Source organism: Ancylobacter sp. (assembly GCF_965279025.1).
In the GTDB taxonomy this organism is placed as follows: domain Bacteria; phylum Pseudomonadota; class Alphaproteobacteria; order Rhizobiales; family Xanthobacteraceae; genus Ancylobacter.
Window position 1 is genome coordinate 3,955,622 of record NZ_OZ257132.1, and the last position, 22,289, is coordinate 3,977,910.

16 protein-coding genes are annotated in these 22,289 nt (G+C 67.7%); 10 read left to right on the forward strand and 6 right to left on the reverse strand.

Going from position 1 to position 22,289, the window contains the following annotated elements; genetic code table 11:
* Positions 1-2: 2 nt before the first annotated feature.
* The 3 genes from ACQY76_RS18480 to ACQY76_RS18490 all read right to left on the reverse strand — a co-directional run bounded on the left by ACQY76_RS18480 (position 3) and on the right by ACQY76_RS18490 (position 9,105).
* A complete protein-coding gene (locus ACQY76_RS18480; protein WP_428030155.1) occupies positions 3-8,561 on the reverse strand; it encodes a GH36-type glycosyl hydrolase domain-containing protein in 8,559 nt (2,852 codons plus the stop codon).
* A 146-nt stretch (positions 8,562-8,707) separates the two neighbouring features.
* Positions 8,708-8,968 (reverse strand): hypothetical protein, encoded by a 261-nt coding sequence (locus ACQY76_RS18485; RefSeq protein WP_428030156.1) that lies wholly within the window; start codon positions 8,966-8,968, stop codon positions 8,708-8,710.
* Positions 8,969-8,976: 8 nt separating this feature from the next.
* On the reverse strand, positions 8,977-9,105 hold the full coding sequence (locus ACQY76_RS18490) for a hypothetical protein (protein ID WP_428030157.1): 129 nt from the start codon (positions 9,103-9,105) through the stop codon (positions 8,977-8,979).
* Between the two features lie 506 nt (positions 9,106-9,611).
* Between ACQY76_RS18490 and ACQY76_RS18495 the strand changes: the two genes are divergently transcribed.
* Genes ACQY76_RS18495 through ACQY76_RS18515 form a run of 5 tightly spaced genes read left to right on the forward strand, consistent with a single transcriptional unit; the run spans position 9,612 to position 13,080 of the window.
* A complete protein-coding gene (locus tag ACQY76_RS18495) occupies positions 9,612-10,028 on the forward strand; it encodes a VOC family protein (RefSeq protein ID WP_428030158.1) in 417 nt (138 codons plus the stop codon).
* Between the two features lie 12 nt (positions 10,029-10,040).
* A complete protein-coding gene (locus ACQY76_RS18500; RefSeq protein ID WP_428030159.1) occupies positions 10,041-11,126 on the forward strand; it encodes a WD40/YVTN/BNR-like repeat-containing protein in 1,086 nt (361 codons plus the stop codon).
* Between the two features lie 11 nt (positions 11,127-11,137).
* Positions 11,138-11,434: a MoaD/ThiS family protein gene (locus ACQY76_RS18505; RefSeq protein WP_428030160.1), complete on the forward strand. Its 297-nt coding sequence runs from the start codon at positions 11,138-11,140 to the stop codon at positions 11,432-11,434.
* Between the two features lie 24 nt (positions 11,435-11,458).
* A complete protein-coding gene (locus ACQY76_RS18510) occupies positions 11,459-11,830 on the forward strand; it encodes a YciI family protein (RefSeq protein WP_428030161.1) in 372 nt (123 codons plus the stop codon).
* On the forward strand, positions 11,827-13,080 hold the full coding sequence (locus ACQY76_RS18515) for an RNA polymerase sigma factor (RefSeq protein WP_428030162.1): 1,254 nt from the start codon (positions 11,827-11,829) through the stop codon (positions 13,078-13,080). The genes ACQY76_RS18510 and ACQY76_RS18515 overlap by 4 nt, the downstream gene beginning before the upstream one ends.
* Before the next feature lie 36 nt (positions 13,081-13,116).
* On the opposite strand, the gene ACQY76_RS18520 is transcribed toward ACQY76_RS18515, so the two are convergent.
* Genes ACQY76_RS18520 through ACQY76_RS18530 form a run of 3 tightly spaced genes read right to left on the reverse strand, consistent with a single transcriptional unit; the run spans position 13,117 to position 15,984 of the window.
* Positions 13,117-14,178, reverse strand: a complete 1,062-nt coding sequence (locus tag ACQY76_RS18520; RefSeq protein ID WP_428030163.1) for an aldo/keto reductase — start codon at positions 14,176-14,178, stop codon at positions 13,117-13,119.
* A gap of 34 nt (positions 14,179-14,212) precedes the next feature.
* Positions 14,213-14,872, reverse strand: a complete 660-nt coding sequence (locus ACQY76_RS18525; protein ID WP_428030164.1) for an aspartate/glutamate racemase family protein — start codon at positions 14,870-14,872, stop codon at positions 14,213-14,215.
* Positions 14,873-14,880: 8 nt separating this feature from the next.
* Positions 14,881-15,984, reverse strand: coding sequence for a LacI family DNA-binding transcriptional regulator (locus ACQY76_RS18530; protein WP_428030165.1), 1,104 nt, complete (start codon positions 15,982-15,984; stop codon positions 14,881-14,883).
* Between the two features lie 486 nt (positions 15,985-16,470).
* Here ACQY76_RS18530 and ACQY76_RS18535 point away from each other — a divergent pair, with 486 nt between their 5' ends.
* From ACQY76_RS18535 to ACQY76_RS18555, 5 genes are all read left to right on the forward strand, one after another.
* Positions 16,471-17,466, forward strand: a complete 996-nt coding sequence (locus ACQY76_RS18535) for an ABC transporter permease (RefSeq protein ID WP_428030166.1) — start codon at positions 16,471-16,473, stop codon at positions 17,464-17,466.
* A gap of 58 nt (positions 17,467-17,524) precedes the next feature.
* The gene (locus tag ACQY76_RS18540; protein ID WP_428030167.1) at positions 17,525-18,535 is read left to right on the forward strand and encodes a substrate-binding domain-containing protein; all 1,011 of its coding nucleotides are present in this window, start codon (positions 17,525-17,527) and stop codon (positions 18,533-18,535) included.
* Positions 18,536-18,633: 98 nt separating this feature from the next.
* Entirely contained in the window at positions 18,634-20,214 is a 1,581-nt protein-coding gene (locus tag ACQY76_RS18545) for a sugar ABC transporter ATP-binding protein (protein WP_428030168.1), read from the forward strand.
* Positions 20,211-21,245, forward strand: a complete 1,035-nt coding sequence (locus ACQY76_RS18550; protein WP_428030169.1) for an ABC transporter permease — start codon at positions 20,211-20,213, stop codon at positions 21,243-21,245. The genes ACQY76_RS18545 and ACQY76_RS18550 overlap by 4 nt, the downstream gene beginning before the upstream one ends.
* 40 nt (positions 21,246-21,285) lie before the next feature.
* Positions 21,286-22,287: a dihydroxyacetone kinase subunit DhaK gene (locus tag ACQY76_RS18555; protein ID WP_428030170.1), complete on the forward strand. Its 1,002-nt coding sequence runs from the start codon at positions 21,286-21,288 to the stop codon at positions 22,285-22,287.
* Positions 22,288-22,289: the final 2 nt, after the last annotated feature.

Genomic DNA, 22,289 nt, shown 5'->3' on the forward strand with positions numbered 1-22,289 from the left:
CGTCATCGGCTCCGCACCAGCAGGTGAAGATGGTGGGCGTTGCCATCGAGGGCGACGCGGGCGATGCGCCCGGCCGACGCGCCCCCTTCGTCGAGCACCCAGTGGGGCTCGCCGGCCTCTTCCTCGCCCAATAGGCGCACGGTGATGCGGCAGGTAGTGGCCCCGATTGTCACCGTCGCCTCGAAGCCCGGCCAGGCCGGGGGCAGGGCAGGCTCCACCATAAGCACATCGCCTTGCCGCCTGATGCCGAGGATGCCCTCGACGCCGGCACGGTGCATCCAGCCCGCCGAACCCGTGTACCACGACCAGCCGCCGCGCCCGGCATGGGGAGCGACGGAATAGACGTCGGCCGCCACGACATAGGGCTCGGTCTTGTAGCGCTCGGTCTCTTCCGGAGTACGTGCGTGGTTGATCGGGTTAAGCAGGGCGAAGAGCGCGTGCGCTTTCCCGCCGTCTCCCAGCCGTGCGAAAGCCAGCACGGCCCACATGGCGGCATGGCTGTACTGGCCGCCATTCTCCCGCAGGCCCGGTGGATAGCCCTTGATGTAGCCGGGATCGTGCGGCGTCCGGTCGAAAGGCGGCGTGAACAGCGGGGCGATCTGCTGGTCGGTTCGGATGAGGTGGCGCTCCAGCGAGGCCATGGCGGTGGCCGCGCGCAGGGAATCGGCGGCGCCGGACAGCACGGCCCATGACTGCACGATCGAGTCGATGCGGCATTCGCCGCTATCCTTCGAGCCGAGCCAGGTGCCGTCGTCGAAGGTGGCGCGGCGATACCATTCGCCGTCCCAGGCGGAGCGCTCGATCGCCCGGCGCACCGAGGCGGCATGGGCGCGCCAGCGGCGGGCGCGCTCGGGATCGCGCGGCTCCGCCAGCGGCGCGAACATATCGATGGTGCGGATCAGCAGCCAGCCGAGCCAGACGCTTTCGCCTCTGCCACCCTCGCCGACGCGGTTCATCCCGTCGTTCCAATCGCCGGTACCAATGAGCGGCAGCCCCAGCACACCGGTCCTGTCCATGGCGAGATCCAGCCCGCGGGCACAATGCTCGAAGAGCGGCCCGGCTTCATCCGCCGGCATCGGCTGGAAGAAATGATCGTGCTCGCCGGGCTGCAGCAGCGGCCCCTCCAGATAGGGCACGATCTCGTCGAGGATCGCCGCGTCCCCCGAGCTGTCGATATAGGTCGCGGTGGCGTAGGCGAGCCAGACGACGTCGTCGGATATGCGCGTGCGCACGCCCTGTCCCGATTGCGGCAGCCACCAATGCTGCACGTCGCCCTCGACGAATTGCCGCCCCGCTGCTCGCAGGATATGGCCGCGTGTCTCCGCCGGCAGCGCCAGCGTCAGCGCCATGCCGTCCTGAAGCTGATCGCGGAAGCCATAGGCGCCGCTGGCCTGGTAGAAGGCGGAACGGGCGGTGATGCGGCAGGCCAGCGTCTGGTAGAGCAGCCAGCCGTTCAGCATGATGTCCATGGACCGGTCCGGCGTCTTCACCTGCACGGTGCCGAGTATGGTTGTCCAATGCGCGGTCACCTCCGCGAGAACGGCGTCGATATCGGCCCCGCGATAGCGGGCGATCAGGGCGCGGGTCTCCTCGACGGACGTGCATTGGCCGAGAAAGGCGACAATCTCGACGCTCTCGCCGATGCCGAGTTCGACCACCGTCTGCAAGGCGGCGCAGGGGTCGAGGCCGGCGCCGGTGGCACCGGAAAGCGGCGCCCTGCCGGTGAGGCCGAGCGGGGCGGCCAATCCTCCGTTACGCCCGAGAAACTCGGCCCTGTCCGCCGTCCACGCGTGCTGCCGCCCGCCGAGATCGGCAAAGGCCACCCGCGAGGCAAAGGACGCGCTCCAGGGGTTGCGCGCCAGCAAAGCACCCGATTCAACGTCCATTTCGGTGGTGATGAACGGCGCGGACGTGCCCCGCGCGGTTCCCAGCACCCATTCGGCATAGGTCGTGACGGAGAGCCGACGGGGTCTTCCCGACAGATTGGTCAGCTTCAGGCGCGAGATCTTGAGGGGATCGTCGAGCGGCACGAATTGCAGCAGGTCGAGCGCGATGCCGTTTGCCTCGTGCTCGAAGCGGCTGTAACCGAAGCCGTGACGGGCCACATACAGGCCATCGTCGCGGATCGGTTGCGCCGTTGCGCTCCAGAGGTCACCGCTTACCTCGTCACGCACATAGATCGCCTCGCCGGACGGATCGACGACGGCGTCGTTGGACCATTGGGTGAGCTGGTTCTCGCGGCTGTTCAGCGCCCAGCTATAGCCGCTGCCTTCCGTGGAGACCTGGAAGCCGAAGCCGGCATTGGCGACCACATTGATCCACGGCGCCGGCGTCGCCTGGCCCTTGGCCAGCAGGGTCACATATTCCCGCCCGTCCTTGTCGAAGCCGCCCAGGCCGTTGAAGAATTCGAGGACAGGCGGCGTCTGGGCCGGGCTGCGGTTCTGCATCGCCGGAAGGGGCCGGGCGATGCGGGGCGCGGCCGGCAGCTCCGACGCCCGCCCGATGCGCGCGAGCTGGTCGGCCAGCGCGCCGCGACGGGCCAGCAGCACCACGCGCGCCACCGAGTGCAGCAGCGCGCGCGACTCGACGCTCATGAGATCGGCGCGCAGCACCCGCACGGAGCCCATCGCCTGCGGCTCGTCGGGCAGGGGACGCGAGGCGCTGGTGCGTACCGCCGTTTCGATGGCGATCTGCAGGTCCTGCACGTAGGAGGAAGCGCGCTCATTGATGATGACGAGGTCCACGGCGAGGCGCTTCATCCGCCAATATTCGCGCGCACGCAGCAATTGGCGCACCTGCGCGATGTCCTCGACATCGTCGATGCGCAGCAGCACGATCGGCAGGTCGCCGGAGACGGAATGCTGCCAGAGGCCCGATTGCGGCCCGGCACCGCGCAGGATGACGTCGGAGGACGACCTGAACCGCCGGTCGGCATAGAGCAGGGGAGCGGCGAGCCGCTGGAAGTCGGCGGCCTCCTCCAGGCTCACATCGATGTGCCGCAGCTGTACCTGCGCCTGCGTCCACGCCAGGGTGCGCGCGCGGTCGAAGGCGTTGCGGTCGTGATGGGTGTCGATCAGGTCCAGCAGTTCTTCCCGCGACGACGCCACCACCGTCCAGAAGGCGACGCGGACCATACGTCCCGGCGCGATCCGTACGCTCCGGCGCAGCGAGAAGATCGGGTCCAGCACCGTGCCAACCGTGTTCGACAGCGGCCGTCCGTCCGACAGGGCATCGGCCGTGCCGATGCTGCGTCCGCGGCCGATGAAACGGGCGCGGGCGGTCTCATATTGGGGATCCGCGGCCACTTCGCCGTCCACGACCGCGAAATGCGCCGCCCATATTTGCGGCTCGCCGGGGGTGCGAAGCCGCCGCGTGGCAATGAGCGCACCGAACTCCGGCAGGTGCTCGGTCACCACGAACATCTTGGCGAAGGCCGGATGGGCGTTGTCGACTGCCGGCGTGGCGAGGACCAGCTCGGCGTAGGAGGTGAGCTCGATCTCGCGGGCCCGCCGCCCGCTATTGGTCAGGCAGACGCGGCGCACCTCGCCATTGTGCTCGCCCGAGACGATGACATCCATCGACGTGGTCAGGCCGCCACCGCGACGGATGAACTCCGCGTGGTCCTCCCCGAACACCACTTCACCGTCGACTGCGGCGCCCGGCATCGGCTGGGTCGTCGCCGACCAGACGCCGCCACTCTTCAGATCGCGAAGGAAGATGAACGAGCCCCAGTCGTCGCGGGTGGAATCCTCGTGCCAGCGCGTCACGGCAATGTCGCCCCAACGGCTCTGGCCGCCGCCGGAGGCGGTCATCATCACCGCATAGTGGCCATTGGAAAGAAGGTGCGTGACCGGCGCCCCGGCTACCGGGGTGGTGAGGCGGCGCAGCATGACCGCGTCGCCGCGCGCGTCGAGCGCCGCGGCGCGCACTTCCTCGGCGCGGGGGCGCGCCACGACCACGTCGCGCGGCGAGCGTTCCTGGAGAAGAAGCTCGCTGGCCCGGATCATCGGCTCGCGATGGAACCGGGACCGCATCTCGCCGTGCATCAGCGTGTTGGCAATCGCGACGATGGTCATGCCCTGGTGATGCGCCATGAAGCTGCGCACCAGGGCGGCGTCCTGATCTTCCGGCACCCGCGCACGGGTGAAGTCGAGCGCCTCATAGAAGCCGTAGCGGCCCCGCGCACCCCGTTCCGCCAGATGTGCGAAGTTCCGACGGGCGCCCTCGGGATCCACCATGGTGGCGAGCCCGGTCGCGTAGGGCGCAACAACCACGTTTTCCGACAAGCCACGCTTGAGGCCGAGCCCGGGCACGCCGAAATTGCCGTACTGATAGGTGAACTCGATATCGCGCGCATTATAGGCGGATTCGGACATTCCCCACGGAACGCCCAGCGACCGCGCATAGGATTGCTGGCGCTCGACCACCAGCCGGCTGGTCTGTTCGAGCACGCTCCCCGCCGGCGCCCGCATCACCAGCGACGGCATGAGATATTCGAACATCGAGCCTGACCAGGAAATCAGCGCGGAACCAGTGCCGACGGGAGTCGACAACCGTCCGAGCCGGAACCAGTGGCGGGTCGGCGCGTCGCCCTTGGCGATGGCGAACAGGCTCGCGAGACGGGCCTCCGACGCCAAAAGGTCGTAGCAGCTGGGGTCGAGACCGTTGTCCGAGAGCGAATAGCCGATGGAAAGCAGCTTCCGCTCGGGGTCGAGCAGGAACGCAAAGTCCATCTCCAGCGCCATGGTGCGCGCGGTGTCGGCCAGCGCGGTCAGTCTTTGCCGCGTCGCGTCAGGCGCCTCGATACGGCTCAGGCCGTCGCGCTCATGCGCGCTTACTGCCCTGCCAAGCGCCTCGATCCAATAGGCGAGGTCGGACGCGCCGCCCTCGTCGCCGCCCGCCGGCATGAATTCCTGCGCGCCCTTAGCGGCCTTGTCGACGAGACGCCGCAGAATCGGGGCTATGGCTTCCAGCGCCCGCGCGCTGTTCAACTGGGTCTCGATCTCGTCCAGCGTTGCCGCGAGAGCCCGTCCCTGGCTGCTGTCGGCGGGCGGCAGCGTCGCCAGCGCCTCGCGGGCCAGCGCGAGAGCGTCGGACATGCCCGCGCGGGCGGTCTCGCCGCCGATGCCCTCCGCGAACGCCTCGCAGGCATTGGCGAGCGCGATCAGGTGACCCGCCAGATTTCCGCTGTCCACCGAGGACACATAGTCCGGCGGCAGCGGCGCGAGGTCCTGCGTGCCGTACCAGTTGAAGAAATGACCGCGAAAGCGCTGAAGCCGCTTCAAAGTGGCGAAGGTCGCTTCCAGCCGCTCCACGGTCTCGATCGTACCGGCCCAGCCGAAGTCGCGTGCCGCCACGGCGGAGAGCAGGTAAAGGCCGATGTTGGTGGGCGAGGTGCGGTGGGCGATCACCGGCTTCGGCACTTCCTGGAAATTGTCCGGCGGCAGCATGTTGTCGGCCGGCGTGACGAAGGTCTCGAAGAAGCGCCAGGTGCGCCGGGCGATCAGCCGCAATTCGCGCGCTTCCGCCTCGCCCAGCGTCAGGCGTTCGGGCATTCTCGGCGAGCGGCTGACCGCCAGCGCGATGGCGGGGGCGGCGAGCCAGAGCAGGGCAAACGGCAGGACGAGCGGCCAGGATGCCGGCGCCAACGCCACCGCACCGGCCGCGAGCGCCATCGCAAGAGCGGTGCTGCCTGCCATCTGCCGATAGAAACCAACGACATCCGGTCGCGGTGTCGTTGAGGAGGCCGCTGCCGACGTCCAAGCCAGCAAATGCCGCCGGGTAACGGCGAGCCGCAGCAGAGTGCGGATGGCGGCATCGCCCGCCCGCCACGCATGGTCGGGGAGGAAAGCGAGACTGAGTGCCGTCTGGGCGGTGGCGAGCCGAAGGTCCGCGAGCAATTGGGCGAGGTGGCTGCGCAGGCGGATGTCCGGTCGGCGCGGCAGCAAGGCGGAGAGGATCGGCAGGAAGGCGGGGATCGCGAGGGTCGCCAGGATCAGCGCGGTGCCCGCCAGAGCGGCGGGTAGGGGAAACAGCCAGCAGAGCGTGAGCGCCAGCAGGGTGAGCGGACCGAGCGTCGAACGGCGCAGATTGTCCAGCATCTTGCCGCGCCCGACCGAGGTGACGCCGCGCCGGCCTGCCTGACCGCCGAACATCCACGGCAGCAACTGCCAGTCACCGCGCATCCAGCGATGCTGGCGCTTGGCCGCCACGTCATAGCGCGCGGGGAATTCCTCGACCACCTCGACATCCGAGGCGAGCCCGGCGCGGGCGAACACGCCTTCGAAGAGATCGTGGCTCAGCAGCGCATTATCGGGAATGCGCCCGGCCAGCGAGGCCTCGAAGGCGTCGACGTCATAGATGCCCTTACCGGTATAGGACCCTTCGCCAAAAAGGTCCTGATACACGTCGGAAACCGCAGTGGCGTAAGGGTCCATGCCGCCCCCGCCCGACGTGACCCGCTGATAGAACGAGCCTTCGCGACCGATCGGCAGCGCAGGCGTCACGCGCGGCTGGAGAATGCCGTAGCCCCCGACCACCCGCTGCCGCACCGCGTCGAATTCCGGCCGGTTCAGCGGATGTGCCATCTTGCCGACGAGCCGCAGGGCGGCATCGCGCGGCAGGCGCGTGTCGACATCGAGCGTGATCACATAGCGCACATCCGCCGGCACCCACGGGGCGCGTCCGGCGACGGCCATGAAGGACGTGTCGTCCGCGCCGCGCAGCAGGCGGTTGAGCTCGTGCAGCTTGCCGCGCTTGCGCTCCCACCCCATCCACTTGCCTTCGGCAGCATTGAACCGGCGATGACGGTGCAGCAGCAAAAAGCGGTCGCCGCCCGGGCCGGGCCCGTGGCGCCGGTTCAACTGGTCGATACCCTGCCGGGCAAGCTCCATCAGCAGGTCTTCGCCCGGCAGCTCCTCGCTGTCGGCATCGATGCCGTCGGTCAGGAGGGCGAAGGAGAGATCGCCGCCCGATCCGGAGAGAAAGTGAATCTCCAGGCCTTCGACCTGCTCCAGCAGATCGGCCTCGCTGGTAAGCAGGGTCGGCACGGCGACCAGCGTACGCAGCGCGCTCGGGACGCCCCCCGCCAGCTCGAGGCCGGGAAGGCTCGTGGCGCCGAACATCCAGGCGACGGCCCGGTTCACCAGCGAGGTCGCCACCTCGCTCGCGGGAAAGAAACCGGCGAGGGCGAAGAGTGCCATCCAACCAACCGAAAGGCCGGCCGACCCCAGCGCCCAAAGCGCCAGCGCGACGAGCCCCAGCGTGACGACCAGGATCGCCCCGACATAGCCGCCGATACCCAGCCGGATGCTGAGGCGGCTGAGCCGAAGACGCGCCGGAGGACGAAAGCGGATCCGGCGCTCGAAGGCGCTGCGCCCGGCGCCGATGAGATGATGGCCGGGGTCGCCGGCCGGCGCGGGCAACGCCTCATCCGGCGGCGACGATGCCGCCAGGGCCGCCGCCTCCAGCGCCTGCCCGGCGATGTCGAGCTCGGACGCCGGGGCGCCGCGCGCCAGCTGCTCGATCGCGCTGCGGTAGAGGTTGCGGGTGGGAAAATCCATCGCGGCGAAGGGACTGCCGGCCCGCAGACGTGAATCGACGAGGCTGACGCTCTCGAATAGCTCGGCCCAGTCGATGTCGGAGATCAGCCGCATGCTGGTGATGACGTTGCGCACGCTGACATTGGAGGCGCCCAGCCGCTGCTGGGCGTGCTGCACCACATCGGCGACGGAGACGCCTTGCGCGTCGAGCCGGGCCTGGAGCCAGCCGAGCGCCGGTGTGATCCGGGGGTCCTGGTCCCGCAGCCGCTTGACCAGTTGAGCGGCAAACAACTCGTCGAGCGGCTCCGGCGAGCGGATCAGGATGTCCGCGTCCAGCGCAGCGCGGGCGCCCCCGGAGGCGAGCAGCCGGTCCGCCAGCAGGTCCGCCTCCTGGCGGGAACGGCGCCCGCCGGTGATCTGATCCGACAGCCGGCACAAATTCTCGATGAGCACGATGCGCAGCGTGATCGCCACGGCCCATAGCTCGCCGATGGTGAGAGGTTCGACCTGCTGATAGGCCGTGATGAAGCGGCGCAGCATCTCGGGGTCGAAATGGCTGTCGGTGTGCGCGATATAGGCCCAGGCGAGGCCGAGCACGCGGGGGTAGCCCGCGAAGGGACCATCGGCGAGCTTCGGCAATTGCCGGTAATAGCCGGGCGGCAGGTCGTCGCGGATCTCGCGGACCTGCTCCTCGACGAGGTGGTAATTGTCGAGCAGCCATTCGGCAGCGGGCACCACGGGGCGCCCGGCTTCCGCGTCGGCGGCGGTGGCGCGATAGGCGGTCAGCAGCACACCGGCATTGCTTGCCAGCCGGGCATGCAGCGACGGAACGGCGCGCGGGTGCCGCGCGATGGGCTGCGCCGCCGCCAGGCTGCGCGCATGCTGCTCCAGCCGCTCGGCGCCGAACAGTTCCTCGCGGATCGGCGAGGCATCGTCCCACACGGAGCCCTGCCAGGCACGGTTCCGCCACCAGGCGAGCCGAGACCTACAGCCACGTCGAAAATCGGCGATCGGATCCATAGGGGGCCTTCCGGTCCGGAGTGGCGCCAGAGGCGAGGATGATCGATGAAAAACAGATGCCGCTCCCGAGGCCGGGCGCGCGCCCTCGGGTCAGCCGGCATGCATCTGCCGGCCGCTTCAGCTCCGTACGTCCGGGGGACGCCGGATCAGTTGCGCAGGTCGGCTTCCAGCGCCTTGGCCAGTTCCGCGGAACTCACCATGAACACCTCCTTCGCCCTGCCAACCCCCTCGATGGAGGGCGTGTGCAGCATCGTCGCGGAGCGCCGATAGGCGAGGAAGGTAATGTCCGGCACCTCCTCCTCGTCGATCACCAGACGGTAGGTCCCCGCAGGCTGCGGGCGGTCCAGCGAGCTCAGCTTGAACGGACGGCTGAAGGTGACCGTGGTCTCACGGGTGCGGAAGGTCATGGCCGCGGTCAGCCCTTCTTTTTCGGAAGGGCGATGGCGACGGGCGCCCCCTTGAGCAGGGAAGGGGCCGCAGCCGGCTCCTTGACCTTCTTCGGCTTCTTTGTCTCGCGATTGCTGCGTATCTGGCCCTTGGCCATGGCGGTCTCCCTTGCGTCACTTCAGCAGAAGATAAACCCCGCGCGCGCGAAGAGATGCGAGGCGTGGAGACGGTACAGCGCGTTGCCCGGCGGACGGCGTCGCCACGGCAGGGCCGGTTCAGCGACGCTTCGTGCGAGGCTTCAGGTCAGGAATTCGCGCCAAGCGGATTTCCCATCCTCTATCATAGGCAGACTTTTCTGCGAAAAGACAGGCTCGGCAAAGCCGTATGCCAGCAACAGAAAATGTAATTCATCACGAAAATACACGCGGAACCCGGGTCGCCGTCGGTCTCATTCAGCGCCTTTAATATGTACCTCTATCGGCACTATTACAAGATCGGGAAACCGTGTAGGCGAATACCATCGCGCTTGCCGGCAGGGCGTGTCGCGCATGTTTGCAGCCTCGGGCCCGAAAAAAATTCGCCACCCTGTCGGGTCCGGCCGTCCTCATTCGTCCTCGTCGAGGCAAGCCGAGGCCGTGGGACTCGGCACAGGGAGCTGATGCGATGAAGGTCCAGGCTTATCTGATGTTCAACGGCCGCACCGAGGAGGCCATCGAGTTCTACAAGAAGGCTCTCGATGCCGAGGTCACGGCGCTTATGCGCTTTCGCGACGCCCCTGAGCCGCCGCCGCCGGGGATGATCCCGCAAGGCTGGGACGACAAAGTCATGCATTCCAGCTTCAGGGTCGGCGAGACCGAACTCATGGCCTCGGACGGCTGCCAATCGGACGGGGCGGCGTTCGCCGGGGTTTCGCTCTCGCTGTCGCTCGCCAATGCCGCGGAGGCCGAGGCGCGATTTGCCGCCCTCTCCGAAGGCGGTACAGTCACCATGCCGCTGGGGGCGACCTTCTTCGCCAGCAGCTTCGGCATGCTGACCGACCGCTTCGGCGTCTCCTGGATGATCGTCGTTTCCACCTTGTGAGGGGAGGGCACCATGGGAAAGCAGGTCCTCGTCCTGGTCGGCACCCGCAAGGGCGCCTTCATCCTGGAAAGCGATGCCGCGCGCCGCGCATGGCGGGTGAGCGGCCCATTCTGCGAGACATGGCCGACCAATCATGTCGTCGCCGATCCCGCGAGCGGCACCATCTATGCCGGCGGCGGCAATGAATGGTTCGGCCCGGCGGTGTGGAAATCGACGGATTTCGGCGCCAGCTGGACGCATTCGAGCCAGGGCCTCGCCTATGAGGCGGGACAGGCGCCGGTGAAGGCGGTGTGGAGCCTCGCCGCCGGGGTCGATGGCAGCCTCTACGCCGGCGTCGACCCTGCCGGCCTGTTCCGCAGCACGGATGGCGGGGTCAGCTGGACCCATGTCGACGGCCTGCAGAAGCATCCCAGCCGACCGGAATGGAACCCCGGCGGCGCCGGGCTGATCCTGCACTCGCTGGTGCTGGACCCTGCCGATCCGAAGAAGATCTGGGTCGGCATCTCGGCGGCAGGCGTCTTCGCCACCGAGGATGGCGGCGCCACCTGGGAAACCCGCAACAGCGGCACCCGCGCCGATTTCATGCCGGAAGGGCAGAACTACCCCGAATTCGGCCAGTGCGTGCATTGCCTCGTCATGGCGCCGGGCGGCAGCGGCCGGCTCTACCAGCAGAACCATTGCGGCATGTACCGCTCCGACGATGGCGGGAAGAGGTGGGAGAGCATCGAACAGGGCCTGCCCTCCTCCTTCGGCTTCCCTGCTGCCGTGCACCCGCGCGACCCGGACGGCCTCTACCTCATCCCGTTGAACGGCGACATCAAGGGTCGCTTCATGCCGGACGGCAACGCCGCGGTGTGGCGCACGGGCGACGCCGGCGCGAACTGGCAGGCGCAGCGCGAGGGCTTGCCGCAGGGCGGGGCATATTTCAACGTGCTGCGCCAGGCCATGGCGACCGACACGCTGGAGCCGGCGGGCGTCTATTTCGGCACCAATGCCGGCGGGCTCTACGCCAGCGCCGACGAGGGCGAGAGCTGGGACTGCATCGCCCCGTATCTGCCGACCATCACCTCGGTGGAAACGCTGGTGATCGAGCGGTGAGGGCGATGGGAATGCAAGGACAAGATGAGGCGCAGCAGCGCGCGACCGTGCTGGTGCGGCTGCCGCCCCATCTCGTCGTGCTGTTCCCGGATGCCGACCGGCTCGTGCCGCTGGTGGCCCACACGGTCGGGGAGATGGTGGACGGGCTGGACGCGCGCTGGCCCGGCATGCGCGAGCGCCTCTGCGACGAGACGCCGGCGATACGGCGGCATATCAACGTGTTCGTCGACGGCCGGCGCGCCCGGCTCTCGACGCCCCTTGCCCCCGGCGCGGACGTGTACGTCATCACCGCGATCAGCGGCGGCTGACGCCAGCACTGCGAAAGGTCACCCATGTTCTACGCCCTGCTTTGCTACCATCAGGAAGATGTCGTTTGCGCCTGGACCAAGGAGGAGGACGAGGCGGTTATGCAGAAGCTCGCCGTGGTGCAGGAACGGCTGGCCCGCGAGGGCAAGCTCGGCCCGGTGGCGCGCCTGCTGCCGACCACGGCGGCCACGACGCTGCGCAAGGACCAGGACCCTCCCTTGGTGCTGGACGGCCCCTTCGCCGAGACTAAGGAGCAGTTGCTCGGCTTCTACATCCTCGATTGCGCGGACCTGGAGGAGGCGCTTTCCATCGCCCGCGAACTCGGCGCCGCCAATCCCGGCGGCTCCTACGAGATTCGCCCGGTCGGCCTGTTTCTCGATGGCGGCGCGCGGCCATGACGGACGAGGCGCGCCGGATCGGCACCATGCTCGCCGCCGCGCGCCCGCAGGCACTCGCCGCGCTGCTGCGCTATTTCCGCGATCTCGACCTCGCCGAGGAAGCCTTTCAGGAGGCGTGCCTGCGGGCGTTGCGGACATGGCCGCAGAACGGCCCGCCGCGCGATGCGGCGGCGTGGCTCATCTTCGTCGGCCGCAATGTCGCGCTCGACACGGTACGGCGCCGGGCGAAACAGACCGAGCTGCCGCCCGAGGAAGCGTTCTCCGACACGGAGGACGCCGAGACCGCCATCGCCGAGCGGATGGACGGCGCGGATTATCGAGACGACGTGCTGCGGCTCCTTTTTATCTGCTGCCACCCGGGCCTGCCGGCGAACCAGCAGATCGCGCTGGCGCTGCGCATCGTCTCGGGGCTGTCGGTCAGCCAGATCGCCCGTGCCTTCCTGGTGAGCGAAGCGGCGATGGAGCAGCGCATCACCCGGGCGAAGGCGCGCATTGCCCGGGTGCAGGGTGGCGAGGACGGCGTGCCCTTCGAGCCGCCGGGTCCGGTGGAGCGGGCCGAGCGGCTCGGTGTCGTCGCGGCCATGGTCTACCTCGTCTTCAACGAGGGCTATTCCGCGGCCGGCGATGCCACCGCCGCTCGCTCGCCCTTGTGCGAGGAAGCGATCCGGCTTGGCCGGCTGCTACTGCGCCTGTTCCAGGCCGAGCCGGAGATCATGGGGCTGACCGCGCTCATGCTGCTACAGCACGCCCGCGCGCCGGCCCGCTTCGACAAGGAGGGCACCGCGATTCTCCTCGACAATCAGGACCGCACGCTCTGGAACACCGCAATGATCGCCGAGGGGCTGGCGCTGCTCGACAAGGCGATGCGTCACCGCCGCCCCGGCCCCTATCAGGTACAGGCGGCAATCGCGGCACTGCATGCGCGGGCAGCGACGCCCGGGGACACCGACTGGGCGCAGATCGACCTGCTCTACGGCACGCTGGAGATTCTCCAGCCCTCGCCGGTGGTGACATTGAACCGTGCCGTGGCGATCTCGAAACTGCGCGGGCCGGAAGCGGCGCTCGCCATGGTGGAACCGCTCGGCGACCGGCTGGCCGGCTATTTCCACTATCACGGGGTGCGCGGCGCCCTGCTGATGCAGCTCGGCCGCACGCGGGAGGCGCGGGAAGGCTTCATGACCGCCATCAGCCTCGCCACGACGGCGGCGGAGGCTGCCCACATCCGCTCGCATCTCGATGGAATGACGTGAGCGGCGAGGGCGGCCGAACCACCCCCGCACGTCATTTCAGACCTTGCCGACATCCTCATAGCTCGCATGCAGCGCCCAATCGGCCGGGCTGAAGCGGTCGCGGGCGAAATTATGCTGGTGCCAGTAGGGATAGATGTAGGGCAGGCGGCTGACGAGGTTGAGCCGCTCCAGCTCTTCCGTCGTCAGCTCAAGGTCGACGGCGGCGATGTTGTCGGTGAAGTGGCTCTCTTCCGTACCGCCGACGACCAGCGAGGCGATCCCCGGCCGCGTCAGCGTCCAGGCGATCGACACCTGCGCGGCGGTGACCCCGCGCGCGCCGGCAATGTCCTTCAGCACGTCGACAATAGACCATAGCCGCTCGGAATCGCGGATCGGCGGCTCGCTCCATCCGGCGGCCTGGCGGGAATCGGCGGGGAAGGTGTCGCGGTCGAAGCGGCCGGACAGCAGCCCCGCCGCCAGCGGGCTCCACACCATGACGCCGACGCCCTGGTCGACGGCGATCGGCAGCAGCTCATATTCCGCCTCGCGCGCCTCCAGCGTGTAGTGGATCTGCTGGGTGACGAAGCGCGGCAGCGCTTTCGCATCGGCAATGCCGAGCGCCTTCATGATCTGCCAGCCGGAATAGTTGGAGCAGCCGATATAACGGATCTTGCCGGCCCGCATCAGCGCATCAAGCGCCGACAGCATTTCCTCCAGCGGGGTGATGCCGTCCCATTCGTGCATGAAATAGATGTCGATATGGTCGGTGCGCAGGCGCTTCAGGCTGAGTTCGCATTCCCGGATGAGGTGGTAGCGCGAGACGCCCTCGTCATTGGGCCCGTCGCCGATCCGCATCCGCGCCTTGGAGGTCAGCAGCGTCCGCTCGCGACGCCCGTCCAAAACCTCGCCGACGATCTCCTCCGAGCGGCCGAGCGAGTACATGTTGGCGGTGTCGATCACGTTCACGCCGCCGTCGAGGCACGCATCGACGAGGCGGCGCGCCTCGCTCACCCCATGATTGGCCACCTTGGCGAAGTCGCCGACCCCGCCGAAGGAGAAGGTGCCCATGGAGATGGCAGAGACCTTGAGGCCGGAGCGGCCGAGCGTGCGGTATTTCATCTGGCGTCTCCCGGAACGTAGCGACAGGCGGCCCTCAGGCCGGAAAAGAGGCGTTCAGTGTGGCAGCCACGGCGGCGATGCCGGGCTCGGGGCTGGTGAGCACGGGAACCGCCCCGGCAGCGCCTGCCAGGGCATTCGCCATTGAGGCCTGGGCGAGCACCACCACATCGACCTGCGGCGCGAGATCGGCGAAGGCCGCACGCACCATCACATCATGTTCGGCACGATCCCCGGCAGCGAGCCGGGCGAAGGCGCCCTCGCACAGACGCGCCTCAAGGGTGACCTCGCGGCCGGCCGCGTCGGCGGTGGCGCGCACCAGCCGCTCGGTCGGCCCCAGCGTGGTCGGCAGGGTGGCGAGAATGCCGATGCGCCGGCCCTGCCTCACCGCCTGCTGCGCCATGCCGCGATCGATGCGGAACACCGGGACGCGAACGTCCGCGCCGAGTGCGTCGGCGGCTTCCCCGAGGCTCGAACAGGTCACCAGCACCGCGTCGGCTTCCTCGCCGGCGGCGTGGAGTCGCGCTGCGAGGCGGGCCTTCGTCCCGTCGCGCAACTCGCCGTTGCGGATGGCGTCGGCGAGCAGGCTTTCGTCGACAATGTCGAGAAACGTCCAGCCGGGGAGGGCGTGTTCGAGACGCGGACGCAGCGCCGACGCCAGGGCCGGCACGGTGTGGAGCAGGGCAAGGCGCGGCATGGATGACCTCACGCGTTTTCGGCGATGCCGCGCCGGCGCACCGCCTGTGGCACCGGGCGCGGATCGGCGGGGCCGCGGTCGCTCAGCCGCGCGACCAGCCGGGCGCCGACGAGGATCTTCACCGGCGGCTGCGGTTCGGCGGCGTTGATGAGGTCGTCGAGAACGGTGACCGCGAGATTGCCGATCTTGCGCTTCGACACGTCGATGGTGCTGAGCGCCGGGTCCATCGTTGCGCCCAGTGGGAGATTGTCGAAGCCGATCACGCCCACATCCTCGGGAATGCGGATGCCGAATTCGCGCAAGGCCTTGATGAAGCCATAGGCGATCACGTCATTTGTACAGAAATAGCAGTCGGCCAGCGCGATGCCGCGCGTCAGCGCCGCAACCGTGTCGGCATAGGCGCCTTCCGGCGTCGATTCGACCGAGAGGATGTGGCCGGGGTCGACACTGAGGCCAAGCCGCCCCATGTGGCGGTGGAACGCCTGCTGCCGCAGCCGGAAATTGGTGGTGTCGACATGGCTCGCCACGAAGCCGATGCGTCCGAACCCCTGCTGGCGCAGCCGCGCCAGCGCCTGGTGTACCGCGTCCTCATTGTTCATGTTGACGAAGTTGGCCTCGACCACATCGAAGAACGTGTCGATGAACACGATCGGCCGCCCGACGCCCTGCAGCACGCGAATGTCGCTTTCCGCCATCTCGGTGCCGAGCGCGATGACGCCGCTGACCGGGGCGAGGGCGAGCGTTTCGGCGATGGCGATGGCGCTCTGGCCCTCATGGCTCACCACCTCGAGCGCATAGCCGCGCCGCGTCGCCTCGGCCGACATGCCGTCGATATAGTCGGAGATGAACACGCTGTGATCGCGGTTCACCGTGTGGCCGTGGCGGGCGATCTTGAGGAAGCGGATCGTGCCGGGCGCATCGGTCTGCGGCCGTGCCGTGCCGGGGCGGGCGAGACGCGGGACATAATGCAGCCGGGCGGCAGCCTCCAGCACCCGCGCGCGGGTAAGCTCCGAGATCTCGCCCTTGCCGTTGAGGACGAGCGACACCGTGGCCGGCGAGACCCCGGCGGCGGATGCGATGTCCCTGATGGTGAACGACTTCTTCACGGTCATGGCCCGGCACGTGTCCTCAAGAGCTTCAAAGGGCGACTTATGACGCGCTTTGTTTAGTAAACATTGAAGCTCGATAATCAGGGTTAAGCCAAAAGCGGCAGCGTGGCAACTGCGTCGCAAGCATCGATGCACGCCGGCTCGCGCATCGCCTCCGCGCGGCTCTGGCAGAGCATGCCTGCGGCTGCCGGCGAGGCGTTAGCGCGTCGGCCGGATCGACGGGTCAATTAGGTAAAAAAGGCTGTCCTAAAAGGGTTTGACCTGGCGGACCCACCTGCCTGTCCCCCCTCCGACAGCGGATCTCACGTGACGAAATTCTGATCACGCCCAAATCGCGGGCGTCGAGCCTGGAGCGAAAAGTCGGCCGCCTGAACGATGCGCAGGCCGCTTGCGCCGACCGGAAGCCTTTGCTACGGATTTAGTGAAGGGGTCGGTCGTTTAGTAAATAAGACCCTCGCGAAGGCGCAAGATCACTCCCGGGAGGAGGCCATGCGGACAACCGGCGGACAGCTGTTCATGCTCGTCGTCATCAACGCGGCGCTGCTTGTCGTCGGCGCGTTGATTTCAGGTGGCACGTTCCTCTCGCCGTTCAATCTGCAGTCCATGGCCGGCCAATTGCCGGAAATCGGCTTCCTCGCCATCGGCGTCATGCTCGCCATGTGCGCGGGCAATGGCGGCATCGACCTGTCGGGCATCGCGCTGGCCAATCTCTCCGGCGTCGCGTCGGCGATCATCGTCGGCTCCTTCCTGTCGAGCACCGATAACGAGACCGCCTTCTCCATCGCCTTCATCGCCGTGGCGGTGCTGACGGGCCTCATTGGCGGCATGTTCAACGGCCTGCTCATCAGCCGGCTGAACATCACCCCCATCCTGTGCACGCTCGGCACCCAGATGCTGTTCACCGGCATCGCGGTCGTACTGTCGGAAGGGCGCGCGGTCGCCGTCGGCAGCCCCGAGCTGCTGTCGGACATCGGCAATGGGCTGTTTCTCGGCGTGCCGATCAGCTTCCTCATCTTCATCGGCGCCGCCGGCCTCATCGCCGCGCTCCTGAAATTCACGCCGTTCGGGCTTTGGCTCATGCTCATGGGCACCAACCCCAAGGCGGCGACCTTTGCGGGCTTTCCCAAGGCGCGGGTGCTGATCGCCACCTACGCCACCAGCGGGCTTCTCGCCGGCCTCGCCGGGGTGATCATCGCGGCGCGCAACGTCAACGTGAAGTGGGACTACGGCACGTCCTACCTGCTGATCGCCATCCTCATCGCCGTGATGGCCGGGGTGCGCCCCGAGGGCGGCTATGGCCGGGTGATCTGCGTGGTGATGGCGACCATCGCGCTGCAGCTGATGTCGAGCCTTCTGAACTTCGGCGGATTGTCGAACTTCGTGCGCGACTTCGCCTGGGGCGCGCTGCTGCTGACCTTCCTGGCGGTCGGCCGCTACAACGTGGTCGGGCTGCTGACCCCGAACAAGAGCAGAAAGCTCGTGTGATGCGAAACCCTCACGCATCGATCGGATCATGAGGGTGGGAACAACAAAGGAGGAAACTATGGGAGCTCTCTCGAAGAAGATGCTGCTCGGCTCCGCAATGGCGCTGGCTGTCGTCGCGGGTTCCACCGGAGCGCTGATGGCGCAGAACAAGCCGGTCATCGCCACCGTGGTGAAGATCAGCGGCATTCCGTGGTTCGACCGCATGGAAACCGGCGTCAAGCAGTTCCAGAAGGACAATCCGGACGTCGTCGCCACCCAGTACGGCCCGGCCACCGCCGACGCCGCCCAGCAGCTGCAGATCGTCAACGACCTCGTCGCCAAGGGCGTCAACGGCCTTGCCGTGGTGCCGATGGACCCATCGGTGCTCGAAGGCACGCTGAAGCGCGCGATGGATCGCGGGATCATCGTCGTGACCCACGAGGCCGACAACCAGAAGAACACCCATGCCGACGTCGAGGCCTTCGACAACGCCGATTACGGTCGCGCGCTGAACGAGCGCCTGGCGCAGTGCATGGGCGGCAAGGGCAAGTGGACCACCTTCGTCGGTTCCGTCGGCAGCCGCACCCACATGCAGTGGGTCGGCGCGGGCGAGGCGAACGCCAAGAAGCACGCGGAGATGGTGCTGGTCGACCCGAACAACGAGTCGTTCGACGACGCCAACGGCACCTATGAGAAGGCCAAGGAAATCCTGCGCAAGCACCCCGACATCAAGGGTTTCCAGACCTCGGCGGGCAATGACGTGCTCGGCGTCGGCCGCGCCATCGACGAGGCGGGCCTTTCCGGCAAGGTGTGCCTGGTCGGCACCGGCCTGCCGAACCCCTCGCAGGACCTGCTCGAGTCCGGCGCCATCACCGCCATCGGCTTCTGGGATCCTCAGAAGGCCGGCATGGCGATGAACGCGGTGGCCAAGAGCCTGATCGCCGGCAAGAAGATCGAGGACGGCGCCAATCTCGGCGTGCCGGGCTACGAGAAGGTGAAGGTCACCAAGGGGCCGGGCGAAGGCGTGCTGATCATCGGCAACGGCATGGTCCTGGCCGACAAGGCGAACTACAAGGAATACCTCTTCTGATCGCCCGCTAGACCAGCAGCCGGGGAGCGCCGCGCGCGCTCCCCGCAAGCCCGACCGCGCCGCTCCCGGCGCGTCCTCACGGTGTCAGGGAGACCTTCGTGTCCCACGCTTCCACCACCTCCCTGCCGGCTGCCGCGCCCGCGTGCCCGTTCCTGGAGCTGCGCGGCATCCACAAGCGCTTCGGCGGCGTCCACGCGCTGCGCGGGGTCGGCTTTTCCATCGAGGCGGGCGAGGCCTATCACCTGCTCGGCGAGAATGGCTGCGGCAAGAGCACCGTCATCAAGATCATGTCGGGCGCACACGCGCCGGACGAGGGCGAGATCGTGCTCGAAGGGCGCAGCTTCCGCTCTCTCAATCCCATTCAATCGCTCTCCGCCGGCATCGAGACCGTCTACCAGGACCTTTCCCTGCTGCCGAACCTGACGGTGGCGGAAAATGTCGCGCTGAACGAGCAGCTGGTGGCCCATGGCGGCCGGCTGGCGCGGCTGTTCGATCGCGGCCGCCTGCGGCGCACCGCCGAGGCGGCGCTCGCCATTGTCGGCCTTCCGACGGCGCCCGCCTATCTCTCCACCATCGTGTCCGATCTGCCGCTGGCCCAGCGCCAACTCGTCGCCATTGCCCGCGCCATCGCCACCAAGGCAAAGATGGTGATCATGGACGAGCCGACCACGTCGCTGACGCGGCGCGAGGTCGACAACCTTATCGCCGTCGTCGAGCGCCTGCGCTCCGAGGGCGTTGCCGTGCTGTTCGTCACCCACAAGCTCGACGAATGCTACCGCATCGGCGGCCACGCCATCGTCTTCCGCGACGGCCAATGCGTGGCGCAGGGCCCGCTCGCCGACTATTCCAAGCACCAGCTCACCGAGCTGATGACCGGTCGGACCATCGATTCCGAGCGCTACCGCACCGGCGCGCCGATGGCGGAGGAGCTTTTTGCCGCCGACGGCCTGTCGCTGCCCCCGAACTTCGCCAATGTGAGCTTCTCGGTCCGCCGGGGCGAAATCCTCGGCATTACCGGCCTCGCCGATTCCGGCCGCAATGAACTCGCCACGGCGATCGCCGGCGTTACCCCGGCATCCGAGGGCCGCATCCGCATTGCCGGCAAGGTCGAGAGGATCGGTCATCCCGCCCACGCCATCCGCCTCGGCATCGGCTATGTGCCGGAAGACCGGCTGGGCGAGGGGCTGTTCCTCGACAAGTCGATCTTCGAGAACGAGATCGCCCTGGTGGTGAGCGACCTCGCCAACGCGGTCGGCATCGTCGACAAGGCGAAGGGCAGGGCGCTCGCGGAGAAGATCGCGCAGGACATGCGCCTCAACACCGGCAATATCGACCTGCCGGTGGGCGCACTGTCGGGCGGCAACCAGCAGCGCGTGCTGATCGGCCGCTGGCTGTCGATCAACCCGCGGCTGCTGGTGCTGCATGGCCCCACGGTGGGTGTCGATGTCGGCTCCAAGGACACGATCTACCGCGTCATCCAGCAGCTTGCGGAAGCCGGGATGGGCCTCATCATCATCAGCGACGACCTTCCCGAACTGCTGCAGAACTGCGACCGCATCCTCGTGATGAATGCCGGCAGCGTCGTCGCCGAATATGACGCGCAGGGCGCAGACGAGGAGCGGCTCTACCAGGCGATGCTGGCGTCCCGGACCGACATGCAGACGGAGGCGGCCCGATGAGCGCGACCCATACCGAGGATTCGAGCCTCCCGGCGCTGCCCCGGCAAAGCATCTTCTTCGAGCTGGTGCGCCGGCGGCCCGAGATCATCACCTTCGTGATCCTGGTGGCGATCTGCATCGCCGTGTCGGTGATCAATCCGGCCTTCCTCCAGCCCTCCTCGCTGGTCGACATCGGCCGCGCCAGCGTGGTGATGGGTCTGTTCGCGCTCGGCGTGTTCATCATCCTGGCGGCGGGCGGCATCGATGTCTCGTTCACCGCCATCGCCGCCTTCACCATGTACTCGATGACGGTTCTGGTGAAGAACCACGCTCCCGACATGCCCATCGCCGTGGTGGTGTTGATGGCCATCGCGGGCGGCGCGCTGCTGGGCGTGGTGAACGGCCTGCTGGTGCATCATCTGCGGGTGCCCTCGCTGATCGTGACCATCGGCACGCAGTACCTGTTCCGCGGCATATTGCTGGCCTTCATTGGCACGGTCTGGATCATGTCGCTGCCGCCGCAGATGGGCGCGTTCGGCCGTATGCCGCTGTTCCAGTTCGAGTCGGGAGACGGGCGCACCATCACCCTGCCATTCTACTTCCTCGTGCTGCCGGCGGCGGCGCTGCTCACCTGGTGGATTCTCAACCGCACGCTGATGGGCCGCGCCATCTTCGCGCTGGGCGGCAATGCCAGCGTCGCCGAGCGGCTCGGCTACAGCCTCAAGACGATCCACATCTTCCTGTTCGCCTATGCAGGCGGCCTCGCCGGCCTCGCCGGCATCATCCACACCTGCGCCAACCGGCAGGCCAACCCGTTCGACCTCGTCGGCAGCGAGATCAACGTCATCGCCGCCGTCGTGCTCGGCGGCGCGCGCATCACCGGCGGCACGGGCACGGTGCTCGGCACGCTGCTGGGCGTGCTGCTGATCGTGGTGGTCAACAGCGTGCTGGTGATGGTGGGCATCCCCTCCACCTGGCAGCGCGTGGTGGTCGGCGCCTTCATCCTGCTCGCCGCCGGCTTCTTCGTGTTCTGCCAGAAGAAGAACCGTTGAGTTCAACACGACGCCACAGCTTCGCGCTCAAGAGGACCCCATGAAGAAGTTTCTCAACGACCCGGCGAACTTCGTCGACGAAATGCTTGAGGGCATCTACCGGGCTCACCCGCAGGTGACCTATGCCAATGACGACAAGCGCTGCCTTGTCGTCGCCAAGCCGACGCCCGGCAAGGTGGGCATTGCCACCGGCGGCGGTTCGGGCCATCTGCCGCTATTCCTCGGCTATGTCGGCGAGAACATGCTCGATGGCTGCGCCGTCGGCGGCGTGTTCCAGTCGCCCAGCGCCGACCAAATGCACGAAGTGACCAAGTACATCGATCAGGGCGCCGGCGTCCTCTACATCTATGGCAACTACACCGGCGACATCATCAATTTCGACATGGCGGCCGAACTGGCCGACCTCGACGGCATCACGGTGAAACAGGTCGTCGGCAATGACGATATCGCTTCCTCGGTGGTCGGCGAGGAGCACAAGCGGCGCGGCGTCGCCGGCATCTTCTTCGTCTACAAGGCGGCGGGCGCCGCCGCGGCGAACGGGCTGTCGCTCGACGAGGTTCATAGGCTCGCCGACAAGGCGAGGGCGAATGTGCGCACCATCGGCGTCGCTTTGTCGAGCTGCGTGGTGCCGGAAGTCGGCCACGCCACCTTCTCGGTTGGCGAAGACGAGATGGAAATCGGCATGGGCATCCATGGCGAGCCGGGCATCCGCCGTTCCAAGCTCGCGCCCGCCGACGAGGTGGTCGACCAGATGATGGCGCGCGTCTTCGCCGAGCAGCCGGCAGGCGAGGGCGACGCGTTCGCGGTGCTCGTGAACGGGCTCGGCGGGACGCCGAAGGAAGAACTCTACATCCTCTTCCGCCGCGTCTCGCAGCTGTTCGAGGAGAAGGGTGCCAAGGTGAAGTATGTGTGGATCGGCGAGTTCGCCACCGCCATGGAAATGGCCGGCGCCTCGATCTCGGTCCTCAAGCTCGACGCCGAGCTCGATCCGCTGATCGCCGCCCCGGCAAACACGCCGTTCTTCGCCCATTACAAGGTCTGAGG

Coding starts and splice junctions, on each gene's coding strand:
- ACQY76_RS18525 (WP_428030164.1), bottom strand. CDS start 14,872: ATGCCGCGCCTTGCCCTGCTCCACACCGTGCCGGCCCTGGCGTCGGCG.
- ACQY76_RS18480 (WP_428030155.1), bottom strand. CDS start 8,561: ATGGATCCGATCGCCGATTTTCGACGTGGCTGTAGGTCTCGGCTCGCC.
- ACQY76_RS18515 (WP_428030162.1), top strand. CDS start 11,827: ATGACGGACGAGGCGCGCCGGATCGGCACCATGCTCGCCGCCGCGCGC.
- ACQY76_RS18530 (WP_428030165.1), bottom strand. CDS start 15,984: ATGACCGTGAAGAAGTCGTTCACCATCAGGGACATCGCATCCGCCGCC.
- ACQY76_RS18550 (WP_428030169.1), top strand. CDS start 20,211: ATGAGCGCGACCCATACCGAGGATTCGAGCCTCCCGGCGCTGCCCCGG.
- ACQY76_RS18520 (WP_428030163.1), bottom strand. CDS start 14,178: ATGAAATACCGCACGCTCGGCCGCTCCGGCCTCAAGGTCTCTGCCATC.
- ACQY76_RS18540 (WP_428030167.1), top strand. CDS start 17,525: ATGGGAGCTCTCTCGAAGAAGATGCTGCTCGGCTCCGCAATGGCGCTG.
- ACQY76_RS18510 (WP_428030161.1), top strand. CDS start 11,459: ATGTTCTACGCCCTGCTTTGCTACCATCAGGAAGATGTCGTTTGCGCC.
- ACQY76_RS18485 (WP_428030156.1), bottom strand. CDS start 8,968: ATGACCTTCCGCACCCGTGAGACCACGGTCACCTTCAGCCGTCCGTTC.
- ACQY76_RS18505 (WP_428030160.1), top strand. CDS start 11,138: ATGCAAGGACAAGATGAGGCGCAGCAGCGCGCGACCGTGCTGGTGCGG.
- ACQY76_RS18555 (WP_428030170.1), top strand. CDS start 21,286: ATGAAGAAGTTTCTCAACGACCCGGCGAACTTCGTCGACGAAATGCTT.
- ACQY76_RS18535 (WP_428030166.1), top strand. CDS start 16,471: ATGCGGACAACCGGCGGACAGCTGTTCATGCTCGTCGTCATCAACGCG.
- ACQY76_RS18495 (WP_428030158.1), top strand. CDS start 9,612: ATGAAGGTCCAGGCTTATCTGATGTTCAACGGCCGCACCGAGGAGGCC.
- ACQY76_RS18490 (WP_428030157.1), bottom strand. CDS start 9,105: ATGGCCAAGGGCCAGATACGCAGCAATCGCGAGACAAAGAAGCCGAAG.
- ACQY76_RS18500 (WP_428030159.1), top strand. CDS start 10,041: ATGGGAAAGCAGGTCCTCGTCCTGGTCGGCACCCGCAAGGGCGCCTTC.